This is a genomic window from Glycomyces arizonensis DSM 44726 (genome assembly GCF_000482705.1).
Classification (GTDB): Bacteria; Actinomycetota; Actinomycetes; order Mycobacteriales; family Micromonosporaceae; genus Glycomyces; species Glycomyces arizonensis.
In genome coordinates this window covers 1-23,923 of record NZ_AXWO01000025.1, presented here as the reverse complement: position 1 = coordinate 23,923, position 23,923 = coordinate 1, and the positions used below count along the sequence as shown (strand labels likewise).

At 69.3% G+C, this 23,923-nt stretch carries 23 protein-coding genes; 9 read left to right on the top strand and 14 right to left on the bottom strand.

Annotated features, from left to right (window positions below; all coding sequences use genetic code 11):
• Positions 1 to 3: 3 nt before the first annotated feature.
• From H613_RS26975 to gcvT, 11 genes are all read right to left on the bottom strand, one after another.
• On the bottom strand, positions 4 to 927 hold the full coding sequence (locus tag H613_RS26975; protein ID WP_051393411.1) for a hypothetical protein: 924 nt from the start codon (positions 925 to 927) through the stop codon (positions 4 to 6).
• Positions 924 to 2,543, bottom strand: coding sequence for a protein phosphatase 2C domain-containing protein (locus tag H613_RS31470; protein WP_026924579.1), 1,620 nt, complete (start codon positions 2,541 to 2,543; stop codon positions 924 to 926). Before H613_RS31470 ends, H613_RS26975 begins: the two co-directional genes overlap by 4 nt.
• An 11-nt stretch (positions 2,544 to 2,554) precedes the next feature.
• Positions 2,555 to 3,214 (bottom strand): vWA domain-containing protein, encoded by a 660-nt coding sequence (locus H613_RS0115855; RefSeq protein ID WP_026924578.1) that lies wholly within the window; start codon positions 3,212 to 3,214, stop codon positions 2,555 to 2,557.
• A gap of 17 nt (positions 3,215 to 3,231) precedes the next feature.
• On the bottom strand, positions 3,232 to 4,596 hold the full coding sequence (locus H613_RS0115850) for a hypothetical protein (protein ID WP_026924577.1): 1,365 nt from the start codon (positions 4,594 to 4,596) through the stop codon (positions 3,232 to 3,234).
• 17 nt (positions 4,597 to 4,613) lie between these two features.
• On the bottom strand, positions 4,614 to 5,123 hold the full coding sequence (locus H613_RS0115845; RefSeq protein WP_156926068.1) for a hypothetical protein: 510 nt from the start codon (positions 5,121 to 5,123) through the stop codon (positions 4,614 to 4,616).
• 222 nt (positions 5,124 to 5,345) lie between these two features.
• Positions 5,346 to 6,461 carry a Gfo/Idh/MocA family protein gene (locus H613_RS0115840; protein WP_026924575.1) on the bottom strand — a complete coding sequence of 372 codons (1,116 nt, stop codon included), beginning with the start codon at positions 6,459 to 6,461 and terminating at the stop codon, positions 5,346 to 5,348.
• Positions 6,461 to 7,786, bottom strand: a complete 1,326-nt coding sequence (locus H613_RS0115835) for a mannitol dehydrogenase family protein (RefSeq protein ID WP_169732012.1) — start codon at positions 7,784 to 7,786, stop codon at positions 6,461 to 6,463. Before H613_RS0115835 ends, H613_RS0115840 begins: the two co-directional genes overlap by 1 nt.
• A 20-nt stretch (positions 7,787 to 7,806) precedes the next feature.
• Positions 7,807 to 9,099, bottom strand: coding sequence for an enolase C-terminal domain-like protein (locus H613_RS0115830; protein ID WP_026924573.1), 1,293 nt, complete (start codon positions 9,097 to 9,099; stop codon positions 7,807 to 7,809).
• Positions 9,096 to 10,532: a glucuronate isomerase gene (uxaC, locus tag H613_RS0115825; protein ID WP_026924572.1), complete on the bottom strand. Its 1,437-nt coding sequence runs from the start codon at positions 10,530 to 10,532 to the stop codon at positions 9,096 to 9,098. Before uxaC ends, H613_RS0115830 begins: the two co-directional genes overlap by 4 nt.
• Before the next feature lie 58 nt (positions 10,533 to 10,590).
• Positions 10,591 to 11,901 (bottom strand): Gfo/Idh/MocA family oxidoreductase, encoded by a 1,311-nt coding sequence (locus H613_RS0115820; RefSeq protein ID WP_026924571.1) that lies wholly within the window; start codon positions 11,899 to 11,901, stop codon positions 10,591 to 10,593.
• Between the two features lie 82 nt (positions 11,902 to 11,983).
• Positions 11,984 to 13,093: a glycine cleavage system aminomethyltransferase GcvT gene (gcvT, locus tag H613_RS0115815; RefSeq protein ID WP_026924570.1), complete on the bottom strand. Its 1,110-nt coding sequence runs from the start codon at positions 13,091 to 13,093 to the stop codon at positions 11,984 to 11,986.
• 71 nt (positions 13,094 to 13,164) lie between these two features.
• Between gcvT and H613_RS0115810 the strand changes: the two genes are divergently transcribed.
• A complete protein-coding gene (locus tag H613_RS0115810; protein ID WP_026924569.1) occupies positions 13,165 to 14,619 on the top strand; it encodes a leucyl aminopeptidase in 1,455 nt (484 codons plus the stop codon).
• An 85-nt stretch (positions 14,620 to 14,704) separates the two neighbouring features.
• On the opposite strand, the gene H613_RS0115805 is transcribed toward H613_RS0115810, so the two are convergent.
• The gene (locus tag H613_RS0115805) at positions 14,705 to 15,037 is read right to left on the bottom strand and encodes a hypothetical protein (RefSeq protein ID WP_026924568.1); all 333 of its coding nucleotides are present in this window, start codon (positions 15,035 to 15,037) and stop codon (positions 14,705 to 14,707) included.
• 223 nt (positions 15,038 to 15,260) lie between these two features.
• Here H613_RS0115805 and lpdA point away from each other — a divergent pair, with 223 nt between their 5' ends.
• From lpdA to H613_RS0115780, 5 genes are all read left to right on the top strand, one after another.
• Positions 15,261 to 16,649 (top strand): dihydrolipoyl dehydrogenase, encoded by a 1,389-nt coding sequence (gene lpdA, locus H613_RS0115800; protein ID WP_035738297.1) that lies wholly within the window; start codon positions 15,261 to 15,263, stop codon positions 16,647 to 16,649.
• Positions 16,650 to 16,675: 26 nt separating this feature from the next.
• Positions 16,676 to 18,406: a 2-oxoglutarate dehydrogenase, E2 component, dihydrolipoamide succinyltransferase gene (gene sucB / locus H613_RS0115795; protein WP_026924566.1), complete on the top strand. Its 1,731-nt coding sequence runs from the start codon at positions 16,676 to 16,678 to the stop codon at positions 18,404 to 18,406.
• Positions 18,407 to 18,612: 206 nt separating this feature from the next.
• Positions 18,613 to 19,044, top strand: a complete 432-nt coding sequence (locus H613_RS0115790; RefSeq protein WP_026924565.1) for a hypothetical protein — start codon at positions 18,613 to 18,615, stop codon at positions 19,042 to 19,044.
• A gap of 95 nt (positions 19,045 to 19,139) precedes the next feature.
• On the top strand, positions 19,140 to 20,114 hold the full coding sequence (locus H613_RS0115785; protein WP_026924564.1) for a phosphotransferase family protein: 975 nt from the start codon (positions 19,140 to 19,142) through the stop codon (positions 20,112 to 20,114).
• 47 nt (positions 20,115 to 20,161) lie between these two features.
• On the top strand, positions 20,162 to 20,977 hold the full coding sequence (locus H613_RS0115780) for a class I SAM-dependent methyltransferase (RefSeq protein ID WP_026924563.1): 816 nt from the start codon (positions 20,162 to 20,164) through the stop codon (positions 20,975 to 20,977).
• A gap of 89 nt (positions 20,978 to 21,066) precedes the next feature.
• Here H613_RS0115780 and H613_RS30185 read toward each other — a convergent pair whose 3' ends face one another.
• The gene (locus H613_RS30185) at positions 21,067 to 21,249 is read right to left on the bottom strand and encodes a DUF397 domain-containing protein (protein WP_084546672.1); all 183 of its coding nucleotides are present in this window, start codon (positions 21,247 to 21,249) and stop codon (positions 21,067 to 21,069) included.
• Positions 21,246 to 22,055, bottom strand: coding sequence for a DUF5753 domain-containing protein (locus H613_RS0115775; protein WP_026924562.1), 810 nt, complete (start codon positions 22,053 to 22,055; stop codon positions 21,246 to 21,248). The genes H613_RS30185 and H613_RS0115775 overlap by 4 nt, the downstream gene beginning before the upstream one ends.
• Before the next feature lie 193 nt (positions 22,056 to 22,248).
• Between H613_RS0115775 and H613_RS0115770 the strand changes: the two genes are divergently transcribed.
• The 3 genes from H613_RS0115770 to H613_RS26970 all read left to right on the top strand — a co-directional run.
• On the top strand, positions 22,249 to 22,608 hold the full coding sequence (locus H613_RS0115770) for a hypothetical protein (protein WP_026924561.1): 360 nt from the start codon (positions 22,249 to 22,251) through the stop codon (positions 22,606 to 22,608).
• Complete coding sequence (locus tag H613_RS0115765) at positions 22,601 to 22,972, top strand: hypothetical protein (protein WP_026924560.1); 372 nt, start codon at positions 22,601 to 22,603, stop codon at positions 22,970 to 22,972. The genes H613_RS0115770 and H613_RS0115765 overlap by 8 nt, the downstream gene beginning before the upstream one ends.
• A gap of 756 nt (positions 22,973 to 23,728) precedes the next feature.
• A partial coding sequence (locus H613_RS26970) for a hypothetical protein (RefSeq protein WP_035738295.1) occupies positions 23,729 to 23,923 on the top strand: 195 nt, incomplete at its 3' end.

Sequence of the window (23,923 nt, the reverse complement as noted above, 5' to 3'; positions counted from 1 at the left end):
GCTTCAATCGAATCGCAGCACCGGGCGGTCGGGGCCTCGCGGAGGCTCCGGCCGCTTCGGCGGCGGCTTCGGCGGATCGAACGTGATCGTGGGCCGGTTGTCCAAGGCCCGCAGCCATTCGACCGCATGGCAGCGGTCCCCGTCCGCCACCCGCGCCGCCAGCGCGGCCAGCCGCTCCCCCAGCGCCTCTTGGAGGGCGGGGTCGGACGCCACCTGCTCGGGGGTCGCCTTCGGCTTCACCAGCAGCACCCTGAGCACCAGCAGCGCCAGCTTGAACCGGTCGTTCTCGAAGGTGGCCAGGCCGCTCCGCTGGTCGGGGTCGACCCAGTCCGGCGTCTGCGCCTGCGGCGTCGCGGCGGCGTAGCCGTTGACGCGGAAGCCGTCGCAGTCGATGGCGTAGACGGCGGGCTCGGGCTCGACCGTCCACAGCAGGTTCCGCGGCGAGACGTCGCCGATGACGATGTCCGCGTCGTGCAGGGCCTTGAACAGTCGCACGTAGGCCACCACCAGCCTGCGCCGCTCGTCGGCGTCGGGCAGGCGCAGATCGCCCCACATCGGCTTGGGCTCGAAGATGAGGTACTGGAGCTCCTTGAGCCTCGTCCGGCCCCCGATCAGGGCGCTGAACTCCGCAGGGGCCTCGGGCATCGTCATCCCGGTGTACCTCCCGTCCTGGAGGGCCACGCCGGTCGGCCAGGCGGTGCTCGCCAGGATCAGCCGTCGCGCCTCGCTGTTCCGCAGGTCCACGTAGACGCGGCGGATGAGCCGCTTGAGCTCGCCGACGTTGAACTGCGAAGGGTCGAAGTAGCTCTTGTAGAGCTCACCGGGCCTGCGGGCCGCCCGGTAGACCGTGCCCTGGCCGCCGTCGGCGAGTTTGTCGAGGCGGCCGAACTCGTCGAGGCTGGTCGGCTCGTCGTGCTGCCGGTTCATCGCTCACTCCACATCGCCACGGCGTATCCGTCCTCGGGCCCCGCCTGCCGCTCCAGGGCGCCGAACAGTTGCAGCGGGCCGGGGCGATCCACCAGGGTCTCGGCCATCGCGGCGGTGTCGAATCCGCCGCCGAGCAGCAGGGCCTGGCTCCCCAGGAGCCTGCCCGAGTAGAGGTCCAGCGAGCTGCCCGGGTCGACTTCGTATCGGGCGACCAGTTCGCCCGGCAGCTCCCAGAGCCCTTGCTTGATCCCCCCGGAGGTCTTCACAGCCGTCAGGGGGCCCTGCACACCGGCGGTGTAGTAGACCCGCCCCTCGTGGTCGGGGTAGGCCGTCACCACCGTCGACGTCAGCCCGGCCGGGTCGAACTCGGGGCCCCGCTCCATCGACTGGTACGCGCCCTTCCACACGCTCATCGTCCAATCCACTTCAGATGGACCGGGCGGCCAGTGCTCGATGATCTCCATCAGCTTGCGCGCCCACCGCTCCGCGCCGGCTCCGGGGCCGGTTCCCAGCTTGGGCGCGGCGGCCACCGCGACCAGCCTGTCGTGGAAATACGACAGCAGCACACACGCGCTGCGCCGCGCGCCCTGGGCGGCGGCTATCGCTCCTCGGCGCGATGCCGCCCTGACCTCGACGTGCTGCACCCGGGCGCCGCTCACCTCGGCGTCCCTGGGCTCGGGGTCCGCGGCGAGTCGGGGGCTCGCCGGTTTGAGCATGGGCGTCGACCCCGCAGGGGCCCCGCCCGGTGCCGCCCACAGCACCGCCGCGGACCGGTCGTCATCGAACGACTTGCGCCGCACCTGCACTTGGCGCATGAAGTCGACATCGCCGGGTCGGCTGCGCCATTCGCGCGCGAAGTACTCCCTGAGCTCGTCGGCGATCATCAGATCGCCGATGCCGTCGCTGACGAGCATGAGCGCCTGCCCCGGGCGGAGCTCGCCGGTCACGGCATCGAAGGAGTCCCCGATGCCCTCGCTCGGCAGGGCGTCGGTCGCGGTGGCGTACTCGTCCTCGCGTTCGGCCTTGAACAGCGCGGCCAGATCGTCGCCGACGATCGCATAGGCGGGGCTGTCGCCGACACGGCCGATCCAGTACCGGTAGTTGCCCTCCTGGTTCGGCACCGCCTCCACTGCGGCGGCGGTCAAGGTGGTCCGCGGGCCTCCCAGCCGGCGCAGCTTGATGCTGATGTCCTTGAACAGCCCCAGCTCGTGCTTGGCGAAATTGGGCTCGCCGTGCTCAAGGCGGCGCGACAGCTCGGCGGCGAAGGCACGCACCGCCGCCTCCGAGGCGAGCTGGCTGTCCGGCACCGAGCCCACGCCGTCCGCGACGGCCGCCAGCACCCACTGCCCGGCGGTGCGGGCGATCGCGGCGTCCTGCCTGGCCGTGCCCTCGAAGCGATGCTTCGCGCCGCGCACGGCGCAGGCGAGGACGTCGAGGTCGCCGATTCTGCCGCCTTCGAGGATCGAGTCGGGGAAGGCGGGGTCGGGGTCGATCTTCCACGCCGCCTCGGCGGCCCGCGCCGGGCGCCCGACGGTGTCGGGCAGCCACGGCGGCTCGCGGTCGCCCCACAGGGACCTGGGCGGCGGCGCCGCCAGATCGAGCTGCCGCTCGGTCATCGCACGGCCTCTCAGATCTCGTCGGCTTTGAGCTCGGTGAAGCCGGGCACCTCGTTGGGCACCTGCAGCGTCACGTCGCCGTTGTCGGTCATGTTGGTGCCGGACTGGACGATCGACTTGGTGAGCGCGGAGGCGAACTCGTGCAGCGCGTCGGCCGGGCTGAGCGAGCCGTTGGCGATGAAGGACTTGAAGGTGCCGATCTGGGCGAGGGTGGCCTCGTCGACGGCGCCGAACCCGAAGGCGACGATGTTGGGGCGCGCCTTCCAGGCGGGGTCGGTGACGCGGTCGAACTCGTCCTTCCAGTCGTAGTTGGGCTGGCCGTCGGACAGGAAGAACGCGGCGGGCCGGTAGACGCGGCAGCCCTCCTGCTTGAGCTTGGCGACGTCGCTCTCGACGGTGTCGCGCAGCAGCGTGAACGCGGCGCCGTAGTTGGTGCCGCCCTTGACGGTCAGGCCCGCCATCTGGGTGACCTCGCTGAGGTCGGACAGCTCCAGGAGGACTTCGGCGTCGTCGGAGAAGCCGATGACGCAGAAGCGGGTCTTGTCGGCGACGACCGGGTCGGAGCCGACCGCGGCGTGCAGTTCGCGCAGGCCGTCATTGAGCGCGCCGATGTCGTTCTCCATCGAGTACGACTCGTCGCAGACGACGTAGAAGGGAAGGACTTGCTCCATGGATTCGCCTTTCTGGGTTAACGCTTGAAGAGCCCGAACAGGCCTCTGCTGGGAGGCTGCGGCACCGGCAGGTTCGGCATCGAGGTGCGCAGCGCCCCGCCGAGGTCGCGGACGGACTGGGCGAGCCCGGCCACTGCCGTATTCAGTTGGCGGTTGGTCTGCTCGACGGCGTCGATCCGCTTGACCAGCAGCGGGTCCACGCCGACCTCGACGGCGTGGGTGAGCGTGGCGGCGATCGCCTCGCCGGCGCGTTTGAGCTCGTCGGCGAGTTCGCCTTGGCGCTGGGCGATCGCCTCGGCGAGGGCGCGGGCGTCCTCTTCGCGGTTGTCCCGCATGAGCAGGCCGATCGTGTCGCGGTTCCGCTCGCCTTGGGCCACGGCCTCGGTGACGGCGTCGCCGACCTGGGCGAGGATGCGGGCGGCGCGGTCCTGCTGGTCGGCCATGCCGGTGCGCAGGTCGGCGGTGGCGGCGGCGATCTCCCCGGCGGCGGCGACCCCGGCGTCGTGGAAGGCCTGGACGGCGCGGGTCTGCTCCTGGGCGACGGTGGCGTCGAGTTTCGCGGTGGCCGCGGCGACGGCCTTGGCGCCGTCCTCCAGGCCGGTGATGACGGTGCGGAACTCGCCGCTGGAGGCGGTGAGCCCGGAGAGTTCTCCTTGGACGGAGCGGGCGGTGTCGAGCAGGGCCTCGATGAGGTCGTCGGAGCGGCGCACCAGCTGCTCGAGCTGCCGTTCGGCGTCCTCGGGGGTGCCGACGGGCGTGGCACGGAGGTGGAGCGCGGCCTCGGTGAGGGCCTCGTCGAGGCGTTCGCGCAGTTCGAGGGCTTCGTTGCCCTTCCGCTGCTGAAGCCATTCGATGCCGACCGACACGGCGATGAGGCCGACGATGGAGATGACGACGACCATGGCCATGCGGTCGAAGCTGAGCCACAGTTCGCCGCCGAAGCCGCCGAGCCATTCGCGGAAGAACGTCTGCGCGCTCTGGTCGGGATTGTCGGCGAGGCGCTCGCGGTAGGCGGCGACCGCGCCGTGGATGCCCCACCAGGACACCAGCAGCGGCAGGAAGATGAACGCCGCGCGCAGCATGTGGAGCCACTGGAGCGGCGCGGCCGTCCTGGTCGCGGATTCGAACGTGAGGTCGCCGAAGGCGGTGTGGAGCGGGACCTCGCGCCACAGGCGCGCCTCGTCGGGGTCGCGCAGACCGGCGGCGAGCGAGCGCAGCTGGCCCGCTCGGCGGACCGGGTCGGGGCGATCGACGAGGTTGTCGAGTGCTTCCGCGGTCTCCTTGGCGGCCTTGGTGCCGGGGCCGTACTCCGACATGGTCCGCGTCGTCTTGGCGGGCGGGGCGGGAGGCAGGGGTTGCCGAATCGGGAACCTGATCACCATTCGTTCTCTCCGGTCGTCTAGATGGCCAGCAGGTACAGCTCGATCTGGAGCGTGCCGACGTCGACGCCCTCCGAGTTGCTCGACGTCCAGAAGTGCCTGGTCGGAGCGTCCCCGAACAGCTCGGGGAAGGCCTTCACGAGGGCCTCGTTGGCGGATTCGGCGATGTCGCCGCCGTAGCCGGGGTCGGCGGCGCCGCCGAAGGTGAGCGCGAAGCCGACCTTGTACCCCTGGTCGACCAGCGCGGCGAAGTCCTCGTCGAGCGCGTCCACGAGGTCGCCCACGGCCTTGTCGTCGCCGGAGACGATCCCCGCCGCATCGGTGTCCACGTAGAACACCTTCGGTTCGGGTTCGACGCCGGGTTCGGCGGTGGGCGTGGGCGAGGGCTCCGGCGGGGACGGCGAGGGCGACGGCGAGGCGGTCGCCTCCTCGGCGGCCGCGGTCTCCTCGGGCGCCGGGAAGTCGGCCGCCACGGCGACGGTGATGATGAACAGGAGCAGGGCGAGGTCGGCGAAGAGCCAGCCCGCCATCGACATCGGTGACGGTGACGGTGAATCGAAGTCTTTGCGGCTTCGACGTCCTTTTGGCACTGGACATCCCCCGGGGGTACGGGATTGCAACGGACAGTGAGCACTGTACTGCAGCAATGCGAGTCCACTTCGCTGAGTACGTTGAGAGCGCTCGCCGCCGAGGCTAGGCCGGGGGCGCCGGGAGGGGTCCCGGGATCGTCCTCGGACGATCCCGGGTCGGGTTCAGGCCCAGGGCAGGCCGAGTTCGCTGAACAGCTTGCCGTCCTTGGCGGCCCGCTCGACCGCGACGTCCGCGCCGTCGAGCAGCGTCACGGGGTCGTCGCCGACGCGCTGGAGGTGCGCCTCGTCGACCAGGCGCGGGATCGGGTCGTTCAGGACCCGCTCCAGGACGCCGGTGAAGGTCTTGGCCCGCCGCAGCCCCGAGATGAGGCCGACGCCCCGCTGGCGGTGGAGGATCAGGTTGTCGAGCAGGTCGGTGCGCCCGTACTGCTTCGGCTCGTCCTCGCCGGGCAGGCGCAGCCTGTCGGTCGGGTACTGGAGCCAGGCCTCGCCCTCGGTGCCGCGCACGTAGATGTCGCCCTCGATCTTGCGGTCGCCGCAGAGGGTGACGGCGACGGTGACGGTGACGCCGCCCTTGTTGACCCCGCGCCACGCGGCGGTGTCGTCGACCTCGACCTCCGGGCGGGTCCGCAGCCGCTCCAGCTCGATGCCGCCGTCCATCGGCCAGTCCCCCGCGATCGCCAGCACCTGCTGGGAGGCGTGCGCGAACGGATTCGCCAGGGCGCCGTCGGCGATGAGGGTGCCGCCCGCCTCCCGCTTTCCGGCCCAAGGGGAGCGGCGGTAATAGGAGTCGGGCCTGCGCCACGAGCCGGCGACGCCGACCGCTTCGAGCGTGCCGAGCCGCCCCGACTCCATCGCGTCGCGCAGCGCGTTGAACGCGTGCGAGCCGAGCGCCTGGAAGCCGACCTGCACGGCCCGGCCCGTCTCGACCATGACGTCGTAGAGCAGTCCGTACTCCTCGAGCGAGGCCACCGGCGGCTTCTCGAGGTAGACGTCGGCGCCGTGGCGCATCGCGGCACTGGCGATCGGCAGGTGCGTCGGCGGCGGGGTGGCGATGATGACGATGTGCGGGTCGACGGCCTCCAGCATCCGCTCGTAGTCGTCGAAGACCGGGGTGTCGCCGACGGGGATGTCGGCGTTCTCGGTGATCGCGGCGGTGTCGCACATGCCGACGAGCTCCACTTTGCCCGCTCGGCGCTTCGGTTCGAGGTTGTGTCGGTGGTGCAGTCCGTAGCCGTTCGCACCGACGAGGGCGATGCGAGGGATGCGAAGGTCCATCAGAGGTTCTCCAAAGTCAGGGCCGCTCCGTGCCGGTCGAGGTCGGTCAGCCATGCCGCCGTGGCCTGTCGCAGTTCGGCGTTGGACGCGACCGGCTCGGGAACGACTTGCCGGACTCCGAGGATAGCGCCTGCCAAAGCCTCGGGGCTCCCTCCGGCCGCCGCGAGGCGCTCGCGCAGGACCGCGGCGAGCGGATCGTCCAGCGGCAGGCGGGCGCCGTCGTCGGCCCGCCCGAGGCAGAAGCGGATCCACGCGGCCAGCGGCAGGGCGGCCAGCTCGACCCGCTCTCCGGCCGCGATGAGGTCGGCGATGGTGCCGAACAGGCGCTGCGGCAGCTTCTGGCTGCCGTCCATGGCGACCTGGAGGCAGCGGTGCCTGATGCCGGGGTTGGCGAAGCGTTCGAGCACGGCTTGGCCGTAGGCGACGGTGCTCTGCCCGTCGGGCGGCGTGAAGCTGGGCGCGATCTGGTCGGCGATGAGCCGCTCGGCGAAGCCGCGGGCGCCGGGGAGCGCGAGGGCGTCGCCGATGGTCTCGGCTCCGGCGAGCGCGCCGAGGTAGGCGAGCGTGGAGTGCACGCCGTTGAGCGTGCGCAGCTTCAGGCGCTCCCAGCCGGCGACGTCGTCGGTGAAGGTCGCGTCCCAGGGCGGCCGGGGCCCGGCGAAGCGGTCCTCGATGACCCACTGGGTGAACGGCTCGGCCTCGACGGCGGCGTCGTCGGCGAACCCGAGCGCCTCGGCGGCGCGCTCGTAGGTGGCCCGCGTGGAGGCCGGGACGATCCGGTCGACCATCGTCGAGGGGAAGGCGACGTTGTCCTCGGCCCAGAGGCGGGTGGCGTCGTCCAGGAGCGGTTCGACCGCCTCCCGGGTGGTCTTGCCGTTGTCGGGCAGGTTGTCGCAGCACAGGATCGTCAGCGGCGCCCCGCTCTCCTTGGCCCGGCGCGCCAGGCCCGCGGCGAGCAGCCCGGGGATGCCCTCGGGGTCGCGGTAGGCCTTCTCGGTGACGGTGAGGGTGACGACGCGGGTGTCCTCGTCGGCGATGCGATCGAGCGCGCGCTCGTTCTCGGTGGCGATGTGGAGCGTGTCGACGATGGAGCCGACGACGCGCAGCTCGGCGCCGCCGGGCCCGAGCGTGGCCACGGTGTAGAGCCCGTCTTGGGCGGCGAGGGCGTCGATGACCTCGCGCGAGCGGGGCGCGGCCACGGTGATGCCCCAGTCGGTGTCGTCGGTGTAGACGGCCTGGTGGGCGCGGTGGAACGCCCCTGCTCCGATGTGGAGGATTTCGGCCTTGGCGGGGCGCGTGCCCGGAACGCGGACGGTTCCGGGCACGCTGGCCAACGTTTTCTGGTTCAGGCTTTCCACACGGGTCCGTTCGGGAAGGAGAACTCGGCGATCGAGTCGTCTTTGAGCGTCACCGAGTAGCCGGGCTGCGTCGGCAGCCGGTACCGGCCATCGACGACGGTGACCGGGTCGGTGTAGTGCTCGTGCAGGTGGTCGACGTACTCGATCATGCGTCCTTCGAGGGTCTTGCCGACCCGGAGGTACTCGAACATGCCCAGGTGCTGGACGTATTCGCACAGCCCGACGCCACCGGCGTGCGGGCAGACGTCGACCTCGTGCTTGGCGGCCATGAGCAGCGTCGCGAGGACCTCGGGGATGCCGCCGACGCGGCAGGCGTCGATCTGGCAGACGCGGATGGCCTCGGCCTGGAGCAGCTGCTTGAAGATGACGCGGTTGGCGGCGACCTCGCCGGTGGCGACGCGGATCGGGGCGACGGCCTTGGCGATCTTGGCGTGGCCGAGGACGTCGTCGGGGTGCGTGGGCTCCTCGATCCAGTACGGGTCGTAGGCGGCCAGGCGGCCCATGTTCTCGATGGCCTCGGGCACCGACCAGATCTGGTTGGCGTCCATCATGAGCAGCCGGTCGGGGCCGATGATGTCGCGGATGATCCCGGCGCGGCGCACGTCGTCGGCGACGTCGGGAGAGCCGACCTTCATCTTGACGGCGCTCCAGCCTTCGGCGACGGCGGTCTCGGTGAGGGCCTTGACCTTCTCGTCGGGGTAGCCGAGCCAGCCGACCGAGGTCGTGTACGACGGGAAGCCGTCCTTCTCGAGCACGGCCAGGCGCTCGTCGTAGCCCTCGCGTCCGGCGTCGAGGATGGCCTCGGCCTCGGCGGGGGTGAGCTCGTCGACGATGTGCCGGTAGTCGATCTGGGCGGCCAGTTCGGCGGAGTCCATCTCGGCCAGCAGGCGCCACATCGGCTTGCCCTCGATCTTGGCCCTCAGGTCCCACACGGCGTTGACGATGGCGCCGACGGCCATGTGGACGGCGCCCTTCTCGGGGCCGAGCCAGCGGATCTGCGGCTCCTGGGCGAGGGAGCGGCTGAATTCGACGGGATTGTCGAAGACGTCTTCGAGGGTCCGGCCGACCACCAGGTGCGCAAGCGCTTGCACTGCCGCGCACGTGATCTCGTTGCCCCGGCCGCCGGTGAAGGTGAACCCGGTGCCGGTCGGCCCGCCGTCGGTGAACAGCTCGACGTACGTCGCCGAGTAGTCGGCGCGGTTGATCGAGTCGGAGCCGTCGGCGGCCGCCGCTGTCGGGAAGCGGACGTCGTGGACTTCCAGGCGTTCGATCTTCGTCATCGCTGTTCCATTCTGTAGATCTTGCGGGGCAGGCGGTACGCCAGGTCGACGGCGACCTCGGCGGCCTCGTCCTCGGTCATCCGGTGCTCGGCGACCAGCCTGGCGAGGAACGCGGCGTCGCCGCGGCGCGCCACGTCGTGCCGGGCCGGGATCGAGCAGAACGCGCGGGTGTCGTCGACGAACCCGGCCGTGTTGTAGAACCCGGCGGTCTCGTGGACGGCCTCCCTGAAGCGTCGCATGCCCTCGGGCGAGTCGAGGAACCACCAGGGGGCCCCGATGAACACCGAGGCGTAGCCGCCCGCGATCGGCGCGATCTCGCGGCTGAAGCTCGTCTCGTCGAGTGTGTAGAGGACGAGCCGGAAGCGCGGGTCGTTCCCGAAGGCGTCGAGGATCGGCTTGAGTTCCAGCGTGTACGTGGTCAGGTCCGGAATGTCGCCGCCGACGTCGCGGCCCCAGCCTTGGTAGAGCCACTCGTTGTGGTTGCGCCACGAGCCGGGGTGCAGCTGCATGACCAGGCCGTCCTCGACACTCATGCGCGCGAACTCGACGAGCATGAATGCGGGGAACATCCGCATTTCGGCCTCGTCGGCCTCGCCCTTGAGCGCCTTGTGGAAGATCTCGGCAGCCTTGGCCGGGTCGTCGACGGTCATGGCGGTGCGGTTGCCGTGGTCCGAGCACGTGGCTCCGGCGGCGATGAAGTCCTGGCGGCGGGCGCGCAGGGCGTCGAGGAAGCCCGCGAACGTCGAGGTGTCGCGCCCGGTGATCTCGCCGAGCTGCTTGACGCGCTCGGCCCAGCCGGGCCAGTCGGGCTCGACGAGGTTGTCGGGCCGGAACGTGGTGACGACCTTGCCGCCCCTCCCGCCCCACTTGCGGCCGCCTGAGGCGGGCAGCGCTTCGAGCTCGGCGTGCGGGTCGAGCGAGTCCACCGGCGTCTCGGTGGTGGCGAGCACCTCGATGTTGAACCGGTCGAACAGGGCCCTCGGCCGGTAGGCGGGCTCGGCGAGCCGGGCCGAGAGGTGGTCGTAGAACTCGTCGGCGGTCTCGGCGCTGAGCGCCTTGTAGATGCCGAAGACCTCGGCGAAGGTGTAGTCGAGCCACAGCTTCGAGGGGGTACCGCGGAACAGGTGGTAGTGCTCGGCGAAGCGGCGCCAGATGGTGCGCCCGTCGACCTCGGACGGCTCGCCGTTCACCGACGGGACGCCGAGCTGGTCGGGGGTGACGCCCTGGCTGTAGAGCATCCGGGTCAGGTAGTGGTCGGGGACGACGAACAGCCGCGCCGGGTCGGGGAACGCCCGGTTCTCCGACATCAGGCGCGGGTCGACGTGCCCGTGCGGGCTCACCAGCGGCAGGTCGGTGGTCTGCCGGTGGATCTCCCGGGCGATGGCGCGGGTGCGCTCGTCGGCGGGGAAGAGGCGGTCAGGGTGCAGCGTCATGTGCGTTCACTCCGGTTCGGGGCGGCGGACTGGGCTACGGCGTGGGCCACTGGTGCTCCTACTGCTTGATGAGATCGGCGACTGCAACCGCTTGCCCAGTTGCGATGGACGCGTTGGAGGCGAGCCCGGCGGCCAGCGCGTTGACGCCGTCCCGAGCGGTGGCCGAGCGGTTGTGGGGGTCGGTCGCGCCGTCGAAGAGGACCGCGAGCATGCGCTGGTCACCGCCGCCGTGACCGTGCCTCTGGTATTCACCGACGTCGATTTTAGTCGGCTTGGTCCAGAAGGGGTGGACGGTCAGCTCGTACCAGCCCTCCTCGGGGGCGGCGTGGGTGCCGTGGACCGAGGCGCCGTTGGGGCCCTTGAGCGCCGGGTTGACGTGGTCGTTCTCCACCACCAAGAGCTCCAGGCGGCCCTGCGTGCCGTTGAAGTGGACCCGGTAGCCCTCCCAGGGCGAGTAGGCGGTGAGCCGGTAGGAGAGCGTGACGCCGGAGTCGTAGTCGACCAGGGCCATCATGTCGTCGTAGATCGTCACCCCGGGCGCGAACACGTTCTGGTCCCTGATGTAGCCGTCCTCGCCCTCCGCGTCGAGGTAGAGGGCCTTGAGCTGGGCGTTCTCGGCCATGTGCAGCGCGAACGGGTCGTCCGCGGCGCTCTCTGATCCCGCGACGCGAGCGTAGCCGCGGTCGTGGCCGTGGCGCTCGCCGTTCTCGCCGTAGAACGCGAGCTTGCCTTTTGCAAACGCTTGTATCGGCGCGGCGTCGAGCCACCAGTTGACGAGGTCGAAGTGGTGGCCGGACTTGTGCACGAGCAGCCCGCCCGACTTGTCGGCGAGGCGGTGCCAGCGGCGGAAGTAGTCCGCGCCGTGGCGGGTGTCCAGCAGCCAGTCGAAGCCCACCGAGACGATCTCGCCGACGGCGCCCTCGCGCAGCAGGTCGGCGACCTTCTCGTGCAGCGGGTTGTACCGGTAGTTGAAGGTGACGGTGACCTTCCCGGCCGACCGCTCCTCGGCGGCGAGGATCTGCGCGGCGTGCTCGCCGGTGGTCGTCAGCGGCTTCTCGCAGATGACGTCGAGGTCCCTGGCGAGGGCGGCGAGAATGTACTCGTGGTGGTGCGCGTCGACGCAGGTGACGATGACGGTGTCCGGCTTCGTCTCGTCGAGGAGCCGCTCGAAGTCCGCGGCGGCGTAGGCGGCCGGGGCCGGGGCTCCGGCCTCCTCGATGGCCGCGAGGTGGACGCCGATGCGGTGGGGGTTGGTGTCGGCGAGTGCGACCAGCTGAGCCTTGTCGCTCCGTTCAATCACTGCGTCGACGTACATCTTCGCGCGTGAGCCGGTGCCGACCAGAGCATAGCGATGCGGCGTGCCTGACATGTGACTCCTTAGTCTGCGGGTTTTGGTAAACGCTATCGGAGAACTCCGGCGCAGGCAAGAGCCGTGTCGATTTCGCTCGGACTCACGCCTCGCCGGGAGCGGCCTTCACGAACGGCGGCTTGACGACCCGCACCGGCAGGCGCCGCCCGCGCACGTCCAGCTCCAGCTCGGCGCCGGGCCGGTACCCGGCGTCCAGGAGCGCCAGCGCCACGCCCTTCTTCAGCGACGGCGCGAACGTCCCGGAAGTGGTCTCGCCGACCTGCCGCTCACCGTCCGAGCCACTGTCCAGAACGCGCATGTGCGCCCGCGGCACGCCCCGCCCGGTGGCCTCCAGGCCCCACAGGCGGCGCTTCGGCCCGGCCTCGCGCTCGGCTTCGAGCGCGCCCTTGCCCCAGAACTCGTCCTTGCCCCAGCCGACCGCCCAGTTCAGTCGCGCCTGCACCGGCGTGACGTCCGTGCTCAGGTCCTGGCCGTGGAGCGGGTAGCCCATCTCCAGGCGCAGCGTGTCGCGCGCGCCGAGCCCGCACGGGTGCGCCCCGGCCGCGAGCATCCCGTCCCACAGGTCGCCCGCGGCCTCGTTCGGCACCACGAGCTCGAAGCCGGTCTCGCCGGTGTAGCCCGAGCGGCAGACGATGACGGCCGCGCCGTCGACGAGGCGCTCTTCAAAAGACATGTACTCGTGGTCGTGCGGCAGCCCCAGGTATTCGAGGATCCGCGGCGACTCCGGGCCCTGCACGGCCAGCACCGCCAGCGAGCGGTGGGCATTGCGGATCTCGACGCCCTCCGGGGCGGCCTCCTCCAGGCGCCGCGCCACCTCGTCGGTGTTGGCGGCGTTGGGCACGAGCAGGATCTCCTCGTCCGAGAGCCGGTAGGCTATGAGGTCGTCCACCACGCCGCCCTCGGCGTCGCAGCACAGCGTGTACTGGGCGCCACCGGCGGTGACGCGGTCGAGGTCGTTGGTCAGGCAGCGGTTGACGAAGGCGGCCGCGCCTGGGCCACGCACCCACACCTTGCCGAGGTGGGAGACGTCGAACACACCCACCGAGGTGCGCACGGCCGCGTGCTCGGCCAGCACGCCGCTCGCGTAGTGCAGCGGCATCTCCCAGCCCGCGAACGGCGCGAACTTCGCCCCCAGTTCCAGGTGGCGGTTGTGCAGCGGCGATACCAGAGGTGAGGATGCGGGATCAGACATGGCATAGACACTATCGCGAGTCCCAACCCGTAAGATCGGTCCGTTTGAACACGCATTCTGTAAGGACAGTTATGACTGAGCTGATCAGCGCGTCCGGCTATATCGCCGACGCCCGCGCCGACGTGATCGTCGTCGGCGTGCTTGCGGGCGAGGACGCCCCGATCATCCCCGCCAGCGCCTCCGGCGTCGACGCCGCCTTCGGCGGCCGCCTGGCGAACGCCCTGGCCGCGCTCGACAACACCGGTTCGGCCTCCACCCTCACACGCCTGCCCGCCCCCGTCGAACTCGCCGCGAAGCTCGTGTTCGCCGTCGGTCTCGGCGACCCCGGCGAGCTGGACGACGAGGCGCTGCGCCGCGCCGCCGGGACCGCGGTGCGGGCCGCGTTCGGCCACGAATCGGTGGCCATCATCTTCGAGGGCGACCCGGAGGCCACCGCCACCGGCGCCGCCCTGGCCGCCTACAAGTTCGAGGGCTACAAGACCGAGGGGGGCGGCGACGGCCCGCCGTCGTCGATCACCGTCTACGGCGCCACCGAGGAGGCCGTGGAGCGCGCCTCGGTCCTGGCCGAGAGCGTGGCCCTGGTCAAGGACTGGTCCGACACGCCGGCGAACCTGCTGCGCCCGCCGACGTTCGCCGTCGAGATCGGGCGCGCCGCCGCCGAGGCCGGCGTGGAGGTCGAGGTCCTCGACGCCGACGCGCTCTCGGCGGGCGGCTACGGCGGCGTCCTGGCCGTGGGCGGCGGCTCCTCCGCCGCGCCGCGCCTGGTGCGCCTGAGCTACCGGCCGGAGGGAGCGACCAAGCACGTGGCGCTGGTCGGCAAGGGCATCACCTTCGACTCCGGCGGCCTGTCGCTCAAGCCGACCGCGGGCATGTGGGACATGAAGGGCGACATGGCCGGTGCCGCGGCCGTGGTCGGCGCGACCCTCGCGGCGGCCCGGCTCGGCGTGGAGGTCAACGTGACCTGCACGGTGGGACTGGCCGAGAACATGGTCTCCGGCTCCTCCTACCGGCCGTCCGATGTGATCACCATCCGCAACGGCAAGACCGTGGAGATCCTCAACACCGACGCCGAAGGGCGGCTGGTGCTGGCCGACGCGCTCTCGCGGGCCGTCGAGGACGAGCCGGACGCGATCTACGACGTCGCCACGCTCACCGGCGGCCAGATCATGGCCCTCGGGAAGCGCACCATGGGCCTGATGGGCTCCGACGCCGAGACCGAGCGGGTGCGGCGCATCGGCGAGGAGGTCGGCGAGAACGGCTGGCCGATGCCGTTCCCCGAGGACGTCGTGGGGCTCATGGAGTCCTCGATCGCCGACGTCTCGCAGTGCGCGACGGGCCTCAAGAGGGACGCGCACATGATCCAGGGCGGGATCTTCCTGTCGAACTTCGTGCCCGAGGAGATCCCGTGGGCGCACCTCGACATCGCCGGGCCGGCCGGCTCGGACGCGACGTACGGCTACATCGCCAAGGGCGCCACCGGCGTGCCGGTGCGCACGCTCGTGGCGCTCATCGAGGACTTCGAGTAAGGCGCGGCCGCACCGTCTCACGACCATGTGGCGGGACGGTGCGGCAACCGTGGTGCAACGGGGTTGTGCAACCGTTATCAAGATCTCAGGAGCGGCGCTGCCGCTCCAGCTTCCGCCTGGCGTCAAAATCCCTCTTGCGCTGCGGATACCCGGTCTTCGCCACCTCGTACACCGGCACGTTGTGCTTGCGGCCCAGAGCGAACGCCCCTTCGGGGCCCTCGACGCGGCGCCGCGTCCACTCCCCGTCGTGGGCGATGAGCATGACCGTGGTCGCCGTGACGTTCGTGCGGGGCTCGATATAGGCCTCGACACCGGTCCTGGTCTTGATGAATTCGGTCAGGTGCCGCTGGTCGGCGTTGTCGGACGCGCGGTCCAGCGTGCCGTTCTCGTTCTTCTTCTTACGTCCAAACCAGCCCACTGCGGCTCCTTCCGCACCATTGAGGTGTCAACCTCCAAGCGTACACAGGGGTGTCATGGCCTGTGTCCAGCCGCACAGGGGAGGGCCTTTCCGAAGGGGGCGCCGAGGAGTTGAATGGTGTTGCACACTCCAATCCACCGGGTCTAGTCGCCCGCGCGCCCGGATCGGTGGAAGGATGGGGCGCGTACCCGAGCATCTTAAGCATCGTTAAGTGGGGAGAGCAATGAGCGACCCGAACGCAGGATACGACGTAGTGATCCTGGGTGGTGGCAGCGGCGGCTACGCGAGCGCATTCCGCGCGGCGGAGCTGGGCATGTCCGTGGCCCTGATCGAGAAGGACAAAGTCGGGGGCACCTGCCTGCACCGTGGCTGCATCCCCACGAAGGCGCTGCTCCACGCCGGCGAGGTCGCCGACACCACCCGCGACTCCGAGACCTTCGGCGTCCTGGCCGAGTTCAAGGGCGTCGACGTCGCGGCCATCAACAAGTACAAGGACGGCGTCGTCGCCAAGATGTACAAGGGCCTCCAGGGCCTGTTCAAGGCCCACAAGGTCGAGATCGTCAACGGCACCGGCAGGCTCGTCGGCCCGAACACGATCGAGGTCGACAACGGCCAGACCGTCACCGGCCGGAACATCATCCTCGCCACCGGCTCCTACTCCAAGACCCTCCCCGGCCTGGACATCGACGGCGAGCGGATCATCACCTCCGAGCACGCCCTCAACCTGACCGAGCTGCCGAACAAGGCCATCGTCATCGGCGGCGGCGTCATCGGCGCCGAGTTCGCCTCCGCCTGGAGGTCTCTGGGCGTCGAGGTCGAGATCATCGAGGGCCTCCCCCGCCTCATCGCCGCCGAGGACGCCGACTCCTCCAAGCAGCTGGAGCGGGCCTTCCGCAAGCGGGGCATCAAGTTCCACACCGGCAAGTTCTTCGAGAAGGTCGAGAGGACCGCCACCGGCGTCCAGGTGACCATCCAGGGCGGCACCGTCGTCGAGGGCGACCTCGTGCTCGTGGCCGTCGGCCGCGGCCCGGTCACCGCGAACTGCGGCTACGAAGAGCAGGGCGTCCAGATGGACCGCGGCTTCGTGCTCACCAACGAGCACCTCCAGACGAACCTGCCGAACGTCTACGCCGTCGGCGACATCGTCCCCGGCGTGCAGCTCGCCCACCGCGGCTTCCTCCAGGGCATCTTCGTCGCCGAGCACATCGCGGGCCTGAACCCGCCCGTCATCGACGAGGCCGGCATCCCGCGCGTGACCTTCACCGAGCCCGAGGTCGCCTCCATGGGCCTCAACGAGGACAAGGCGAAGGAGCGGTACGGGGCCGACAAGATCAAGACGATCAACTACAACCTGGTCGGCAACGGGAAGTCCAACATCCTCAAGACGCAGGGCTTCATCAAGCTCGTCGCCGTCGAGGACGGCCCGATCGTCGGCGTCCACATGGTCGGCGCCCGCATCTCCGAGCAGATCGGCGAGGCCGAGCTGATCTACAACTGGGAGGGCTACGCCTCGGACGTCGCGCAGCTCATCCACATGCACCCGACCCAGAACGAGGCGATCGGCGAGGCCGCCATGGCGCTGGCCGGCAAGCCGCTGCACGTCCACGACTAGATACGACACAGGAGCTGAACAGAACGATGTCGACATCGGTAACGATGCCCGCCCTCGGTGAGTCGGTCACCGAGGGGACCGTGACGCAGTGGCTGAAGAAGGAAGGCGACACCGTCGAGGTGGACGAGCCTTTGCTGGAGGTGTCCACCGACAAGGTCGACACCGAGGTGCCCTCTCCCGTGGCCGGCGTGGTGCTCAAGATCGTGGCCCCCGAGGACGCCGAGGTGGAGATCGGCGGCGAGCTCGCCATCATCGGCGACCCGTCCGAATCCGGCGGCGCGGCGCCCGCACCGGCACCTGAGCCCAAGGCGGAGCAGCCCGCCGAGCAGCAGCAGGCCCCGGAGCCCCAGGCGGCTCCCGAGCCCGAGCAGCCGAAGGCCTCCGGCGGCCCCGCCGAAGGCACCGAGGTCCTGCTCCCCGAGCTGGGCGAGTCGGTCACCGACGGCACGGTGACGGCGTGGCTCAAGTCGGTCGGCGACTCGGTCGAGGTCGACGAGCCACTGCTGGAGATCTCGACGGACAAGGTCGACACGGAGATCCCCTCCCCCGCCGCCGGCAAGCTGCTGGAGATCCGCGTGGGCGAGGACGAGACCGCCGAGGTCGGCTCGGTGCTGGCGATCATCGGCTCGGACACCGCCGCTCCGGCTGCCACGCCGGTGCCCCAGCCGGCCGCCGAGCCGCGCGCCGAGAAGGCCCCGGCCACCGCCGAGCCCGAGTCGGCCCCCGCACCGGCCGCGCAGCCCGAGCAGCCGAAGGCCGCCCCGGAGCCTGCCGCGGCTCCCGCCGCGCCGACGGCCGAGAAGCCGTCGACCTCGTACGTCACGCCGCTGGTCCGCAAGCTCGCGGCCGACAACGACGTGAACCTCGACGAGATCACCGGCACCGGCGTGGGCGGACGCATCCGCAAGCAGGACGTCCAGGCCGTCATCGAGCAGAAGATGGCCCCCGAGCCCGTCGCCGAACCGGCCGCCGCCGCTCCGGCCGCCGCCAAGCCGGCCGCCGCCAAGCCGGCCGCGCCGGTCGAGGTCAGCCCGCTGCGCGGACGCACCGAGAAGATGAGCCGACTGCGCCAGTCGGCGGCCAAGGCCCTGCTCCAGTCGATGCAGACCACGGCCCAGCTGACGACCGTGCGCGAAGTCGACGTCACCAAGGTGGCGAAGCTCCGCGCGGCCAAGAAGAACGAGTTCCTGGAGCGCCACGGCGTGAAGCTCTCGTTCCTGCCGTTCTTCTCGGTCGCCGCGATCGAGGCCCTCAAGCAGTACCCGGTCGTCAACGCCTCCATGAACCTGGAGGAGAAGACGATCACCTACCCCGAGGCCGAGAACGTCGGCTTCGCGGTGGACACGCCCAAGGGCCTCATCGTCCCCGTGGTCAAGAACGCCGGGGACCTGAACATCCCCGGCCTGGCCAAGCGGATCGCCGAGATCGCCAAGAAGGCCCGCGACGGCGGCCTGGCGCCCGACGACCTGTTCGGCGGGACGTTCACGATCACCAACACCGGCTCGGTGGGCGCGCTGTTCGACACGCCGATCGTGCCGCTGGGCCAGTCGGCGATCCTCGGCACCGCCGCGATCGTCAAGCGCCCGCGCGTGATCAACGACCCGGAGCTCGGCGAGATCATCGCGGTGCGCTCGGTCATGAATCTGACGCTGAGCTACGACCACCGCCTCATCGACGGCGCCGACGCGGCCCGCTACCTGGAAGCGGTCACCACGCGCATCGAGGAAGGCAACTTCGAACACCAGCTGGGCCTCTAAGGCCCCGAACGGCATAGCGCCACGGGGCGCGGCGGGTCATTCCCGCCGCGCCCCGTTTTTGTTCTCCCCCAAGAGAAAAGATTTCCCGGCGTTCCGCATCGGCGGGTCTCGTCAACAACAGAACAGCACCCGTAACCTCGACGCTCATGTTCTCGTTGTTCCAACAACCCACCTTATGCAACCCCGCGCGGAGGTAAGGAACTCGAATGTTCATCGAGTACAACGAGATTCTCGCCATGCTGATGGAGGACCGCCCCGAGTTCGCGACCGACCTCTACAACTGGACCGAAGGGCCCGAGCTGCCCGAATACGACGACATCGCGATCAGCCGCCAGACGATCGTCCCGTCCCGCAGTGAGGAGCAGTTCCGCGTCTGCGCGCTCGCGGCGTACTCCAAGGGCGGCGAGCAGGTGGTGGCGGTGCTGTTCGACACCGTCCTCGGACCCGACCTCGACCAGGCCGAATGCTGGCTCCAGTTCATCGAGAACGCGCAGCGCGCGCTGAGCTGCATGGTGGCGTTCGTGGTGCTGTGCCGGGACGCCACAACTGCCGATTGGGCGAGGGATTACAGCGCGGTGGGAGACATCGGCCATTATGTGCTGCCCGTAGTGGTTCCATCTTTGCTCCCGAGCACCTAGAATGGACAAGGCCCCGCCGCCGACCCCACCACGGCGGCGAGGGCCGCTCATCAAAACCCATTGCGGCCGAACCGGCGTCGGGCGAGACTGGCGCCATGTCCAGATTCGGCACTCCGGTCCCCTACACCGCCACGGCGGTGCGCCCCGCCTACGGCACGCTGCCCGCCGCGGTGCGCGAGCGGATCGCGGAGGAACTGGGCGGAGAGCCGACGACGGCGCGACTCGCGGGAGGCGGCTTCACGGGGGGCTTCGCGGCGAGGGTCCGCTCCGAATCGGGGGCCGAGCTGTTCGTGAAGGCGGCCGGGCCGCGCCTGCCGTACGTGCTGGCCCCCTACCGGAAGGAAGCGCAGATCAACCCGGCCCTGCCCGCGGGAATCCCGGCGCCGAGACTCCACTTCAGCCACGACGTGGAGGACTGGATCGTTTTGGGCTTCGAGGCCGTGAACGGCGGAGGAGTCGACCTCCCGATGACCCCTACGGACCTCGACCTGATGCTGGACGCCTGGGCCGCGGCCGCCGAACTGCTGACCCCAGCACCGCGATCCCTCCTGGAGGCGGGAGTCGAGCGGCGCCCGATCGACGACATGCTCCGCAAGTTCACCGGCGTGGCCGCGGGCGCGGAGGAGCCGTTCCCGGTGCCGCCGCCGCTGGAGGGCCGCATCGACGAGCTGGCGGCCTTGGACGCGCGGATCGACGAGGCGATCAGGGCCGACGCGGCGATGCACTTCGACCTGCGGCCGGACAACATGATCGTCGGCGCGGAGCAGGCGTGGATCTGCGACTGGAACTGGATGGGCGTGCACGCTCCGTGGTTCGACACGGCCTGCTTCCTGGTCGCCGCGCACGGCGACGGCCACGACGCCGAGGCCCTGTTCTGGCGCCACCCGACGGCCGCCGGTGTCGCCGACGAGCAGCTGGACATCGCCTTGGCCGCCATCGCGGGCTACTACCTGGCGCAGGCGCGGCAGGACCTCATCGAGGGCGTCTCGCCGTACATCAGAAAGCACCAGCGCTGGAGCGGCCTGGCAGCGGCGGACTGGCTGGCCAGGCGCCGCGGATATCTCAAATAAAGAGAAATCTGTCTCATAAAGTGGCACGACCCGAGTACGGTCGCAGCATGGCCAAAGAGACGGCGACGTACATCCACGGGCACCACGAGTCGGTGCTGCGCTCGCACACTTGGCGGACGGCCGAGAACTCGGCGGCGTACCTGCTTCCTTCGCTGCGAGCGGACCACAAGGTCTTGGACGTGGGATGCGGGCCGGGGACGATCACGGCTGATCTGGCCGCGATCGTTGTGGAGGGTCACGTGACGGCGGTCGACCACGCCGAGGGCATCCTGTCGAAAGCGGCCGAGCATGCCGAGGGACGCGGTATCGAGAACATCGGGTTCGAGGTTGCCGATGTGCATGATCTCCGGTTCGAGGATGACGCCTTCGATGTCGTTCACGCTCATCAGGTGTTGCAACACGTGGGTAACCCGGTCCAGGCGCTGCGCGAGATGAAGCGCGTGACCAAGCCCGGCGGAGTGGTGGCGGTGCGCGACTCGGATTACGCGGCGTTCATCTGGTACCCCGAGTCGAAGGGCTTGAGCGAGTGGCTGGACTTGTACGAGCGGGTGGCTCGCGGGAACGGTGGCGAGCCTGATGCGGGACGCCGCTTGAAGTCCTGGGCGCTTGAGGCGGGGTTCGAGGAGGAGCAGATCGAAGCGACCTCGGCGACGTGGACCTTCTCCACGCCCGAGGAGCGGGATTGGTGGGGCGGCCTGTGGGCCGAGAGGTCGCTGCATTCGTCTTTCGCGGAGCAGGCCGAGGGGAGCGGCCATGCCACCCGCGAGGAGCTCGAGGCGATCGCAAGGGCATGGAGGAACTGGGGCGAGCGGGCGGACGCCTGGCTGATGATCCCCCACGGCCAACTGCTGTGCCGGGTGTGAATGAAAGGCGCGAGGGCCACCGGACTTCGCCCGGTGGCCCTCGCGCCGAGATTGGTAGGTGTGTCAGCACCCATCGAGGCCGGGGAGCCTCATCCGCGGCCTGCCGCGTTCAGCAGACTCGTGAAGTCTCCCGGCTTCAACTCGAAGATCGGAGAACGCTCGCCGAGCTTGCTGTCACGGACCTGGAAGCCAGCGCCTGCAACACGTGCCTCGACACAGTCGTTGCCCTGCGCACCGCTCCTGCTGGACTTGCGCCATTCGGACTGGTTCATCGCTTGAACTCCCTAACTGACCTAGCCACAAGAAGACCCGACTCGAATGACCGCCGGAAGATCCTGACCGACTTCGGACCCTCAAGGAACCGAGATTCGTCCGGCGCATCGAGATACACGAGGTCCGGGTCCTCGCTCTGCGTGAATGATAGTACGTTGAACGGCCCATCGAGCTGCGCGTATGGCCCGCCCTCGAACGGCAGATAGGCGAGGGTGATGTTCTCCCGCTCGTCTGCCTCCTTGAGCCGCGCGATCTGTTCGTCATCGCATCCCGACCGCAGCGCGGTCTCATGCATGAGGACCCGAATCGTCACCGCATCGCCGCGCTCCTGGATCTGCCGCTGCCGCTGAAGGCGAAGCTCTACCAGCTTCTCGATGTCTTCCGGAGAGAGATCTCGGTTGAGCGCAAACAACCTCCGCATGTAGTTCTCGGTTTGCAGCAGGCCAACGACATAGATCGTCTGATACAGATCGAGCCGCAGCACGATCTGCTCGAACTCGAGGTATGGGTCGAACCCCGAAGAAAGAAGCGCCTCAACGGACTGCGTCCAAGAAGTCTTGTCCACCAGCTGCCACATGCGCTCCATCTCAAATCGGAACTGATCCTCGGCTCCGAAGATCCTGCAAAGCTCACCGATCACCGGGTAGGTCAGATAGGTGCGTGCGCCGCTTGCGAAACGCGTGTAGGTCCGGGCAGAGCCGCACGCCACCACGATGCGGGGATCGTTGGCGTTGACGCCTGACTCGTAACGAAGGTTGTCTACCAGGCGGCCCACCTGGCGCCGAATTGTCATGCCATCTGCCATCCGCTCAGTATCACATCGGCCGCAGACACTTCGGCTCCTCCAATTTGCTCGGCAGCGATTATCGGCGCTACGCCGATCATTCACGCCGCGATTCTGTGACCACCCCTGAACTGGGGTTTTGCTCTTGAATCCGGATTCTCTCCGCCTTACCTTCGATCCATCGCAAAACGCAAGATCCACATCGGAGGCAGTCATGTACTACCCGAGTGTCCGGAACAACCCGGCATCATCACCGGTCCCCATCCCCACCGCCTCACGGCAGGTGCCGCAGCTCGAAGTGGAGCGGGGCAGGTTCCGCGATCGCCGCAGCGAGTTCGTCGTCTGCTCCACCGAGGCGGACGCCTCCGACTCACTCCGTGTCTACGAAGGCCAGAACCGGACCGATCTCGTCCTCGTCATCACCGGGATCTGCTCCGGAGACCTGAAGGCGAGCTGGGGTAGGCAGTGGCGCACCGCTTCCGACGAATGGCGCGAGTGGATGGAAGCCAAGGCGTTCATGGCCTTCTACACCGGTCGCACCCCCCGCCGAACAGTGAGGACCTGCAATGGTTGATGAAGACGCCTACCTCGGCGAGTTCCGGCGCGGTCCGGCCATCTTCACGGTCTTCGCCCTCGACAAGACCCACAACACTCACAACGGAAACCGCCGCATCCGCGTCGACTGCAACGACGGCAACGGCCCGAGCGAAGTCTGCACCTTCACACTGAACAACGCTCCGGACACCGCTCCAGGCGATGCCTCAGATGGCGCCCCAGATAGCGCCTCGGACAGGGCCCCGAGCAACAACCCGAACAGCACCGGCAACGACAACGCGGGCGAAGCCCCCGCCGACACCACACAGTGGCACGGGGCATGGCAGGGCGATGAGTGGTGTTCGTGGATCGAAGCCGAGATCCGGAAGGTGCTCGCGCAGTGAGGGTCTCATGAGAATCCGTTGAGGTCTCCGGGCGCGGCGACCGCCGAACCGTTGTCGCAGTTCCTCCGCAGCACCGCCGCGCCCGGTCAACGCTTTTGCTCTGTGTCTGCCCTGGTCACGACTGTTTCCAGCTCCACGGTCACCAGGTTCAAGCTTCAACCGATCAGCGACAAAGAGCAGTGATGGGCGCCGGGATCCGCTCTCGGCTTTCTGGCGTGACTACCAGAACCAGTTCTAGCACCGCGCGGTTCGGGCTTCGGGCAGGCGGCGACAAAGACGAGACTGGAGGGGCGGGGTCGGTCGTCGAAGAGGACACGCCGTTTCCCAAGGATCCGCAGACAGACCACGCCATCTCGGGGAGTCGTCCACAGACTCAGCGCACTCCCCGCCGGGAGTTATCCACAGGCCCAGAAACTTTTCCTTGACCCGTTTTCGGCCCTCTGTCAGGCTGGCGAGGACTTTCGTGGTGTGCAGGACGGCGGCGGGTGGGTACAGAGGGACGGAGTAGCGCCCCGCGGGCGCCCGGCTGGCGCCCAGCGCGAGGTTACGAGTCGAACACCCCTCAAAGCGCCCTATTCCTCTATGGAGTCCTTGGGTCAGTCGGCCTGCTCTCTTGTCGGGCAGGGGTTTCGGTGTCGAAACATGAAACCTTTCTCATCCTTCGGGTGATGACACCCGCTCTGACCTGCGACTACTATTGAGGCATCGGACAGGCCAGGGAAAACAGCAGGACTGATCGATGAAGGGAGTGGACCCATGAACGGCATCTTCGAAGCGCCCGACCGAGACACCGACGCCACCGCGATCCGCTCCCGCATCGACCACGTCGCCGCCGTCCTCAACGCCGGTCAAGCCGCCATCCTCGCCGCGGCTATCGAGTACACCGGTCAGTACTTCCACCGCGAGGTCGACGGGTTCTCCTCCATCCGCGACTGGCTCAACGAGACCTTC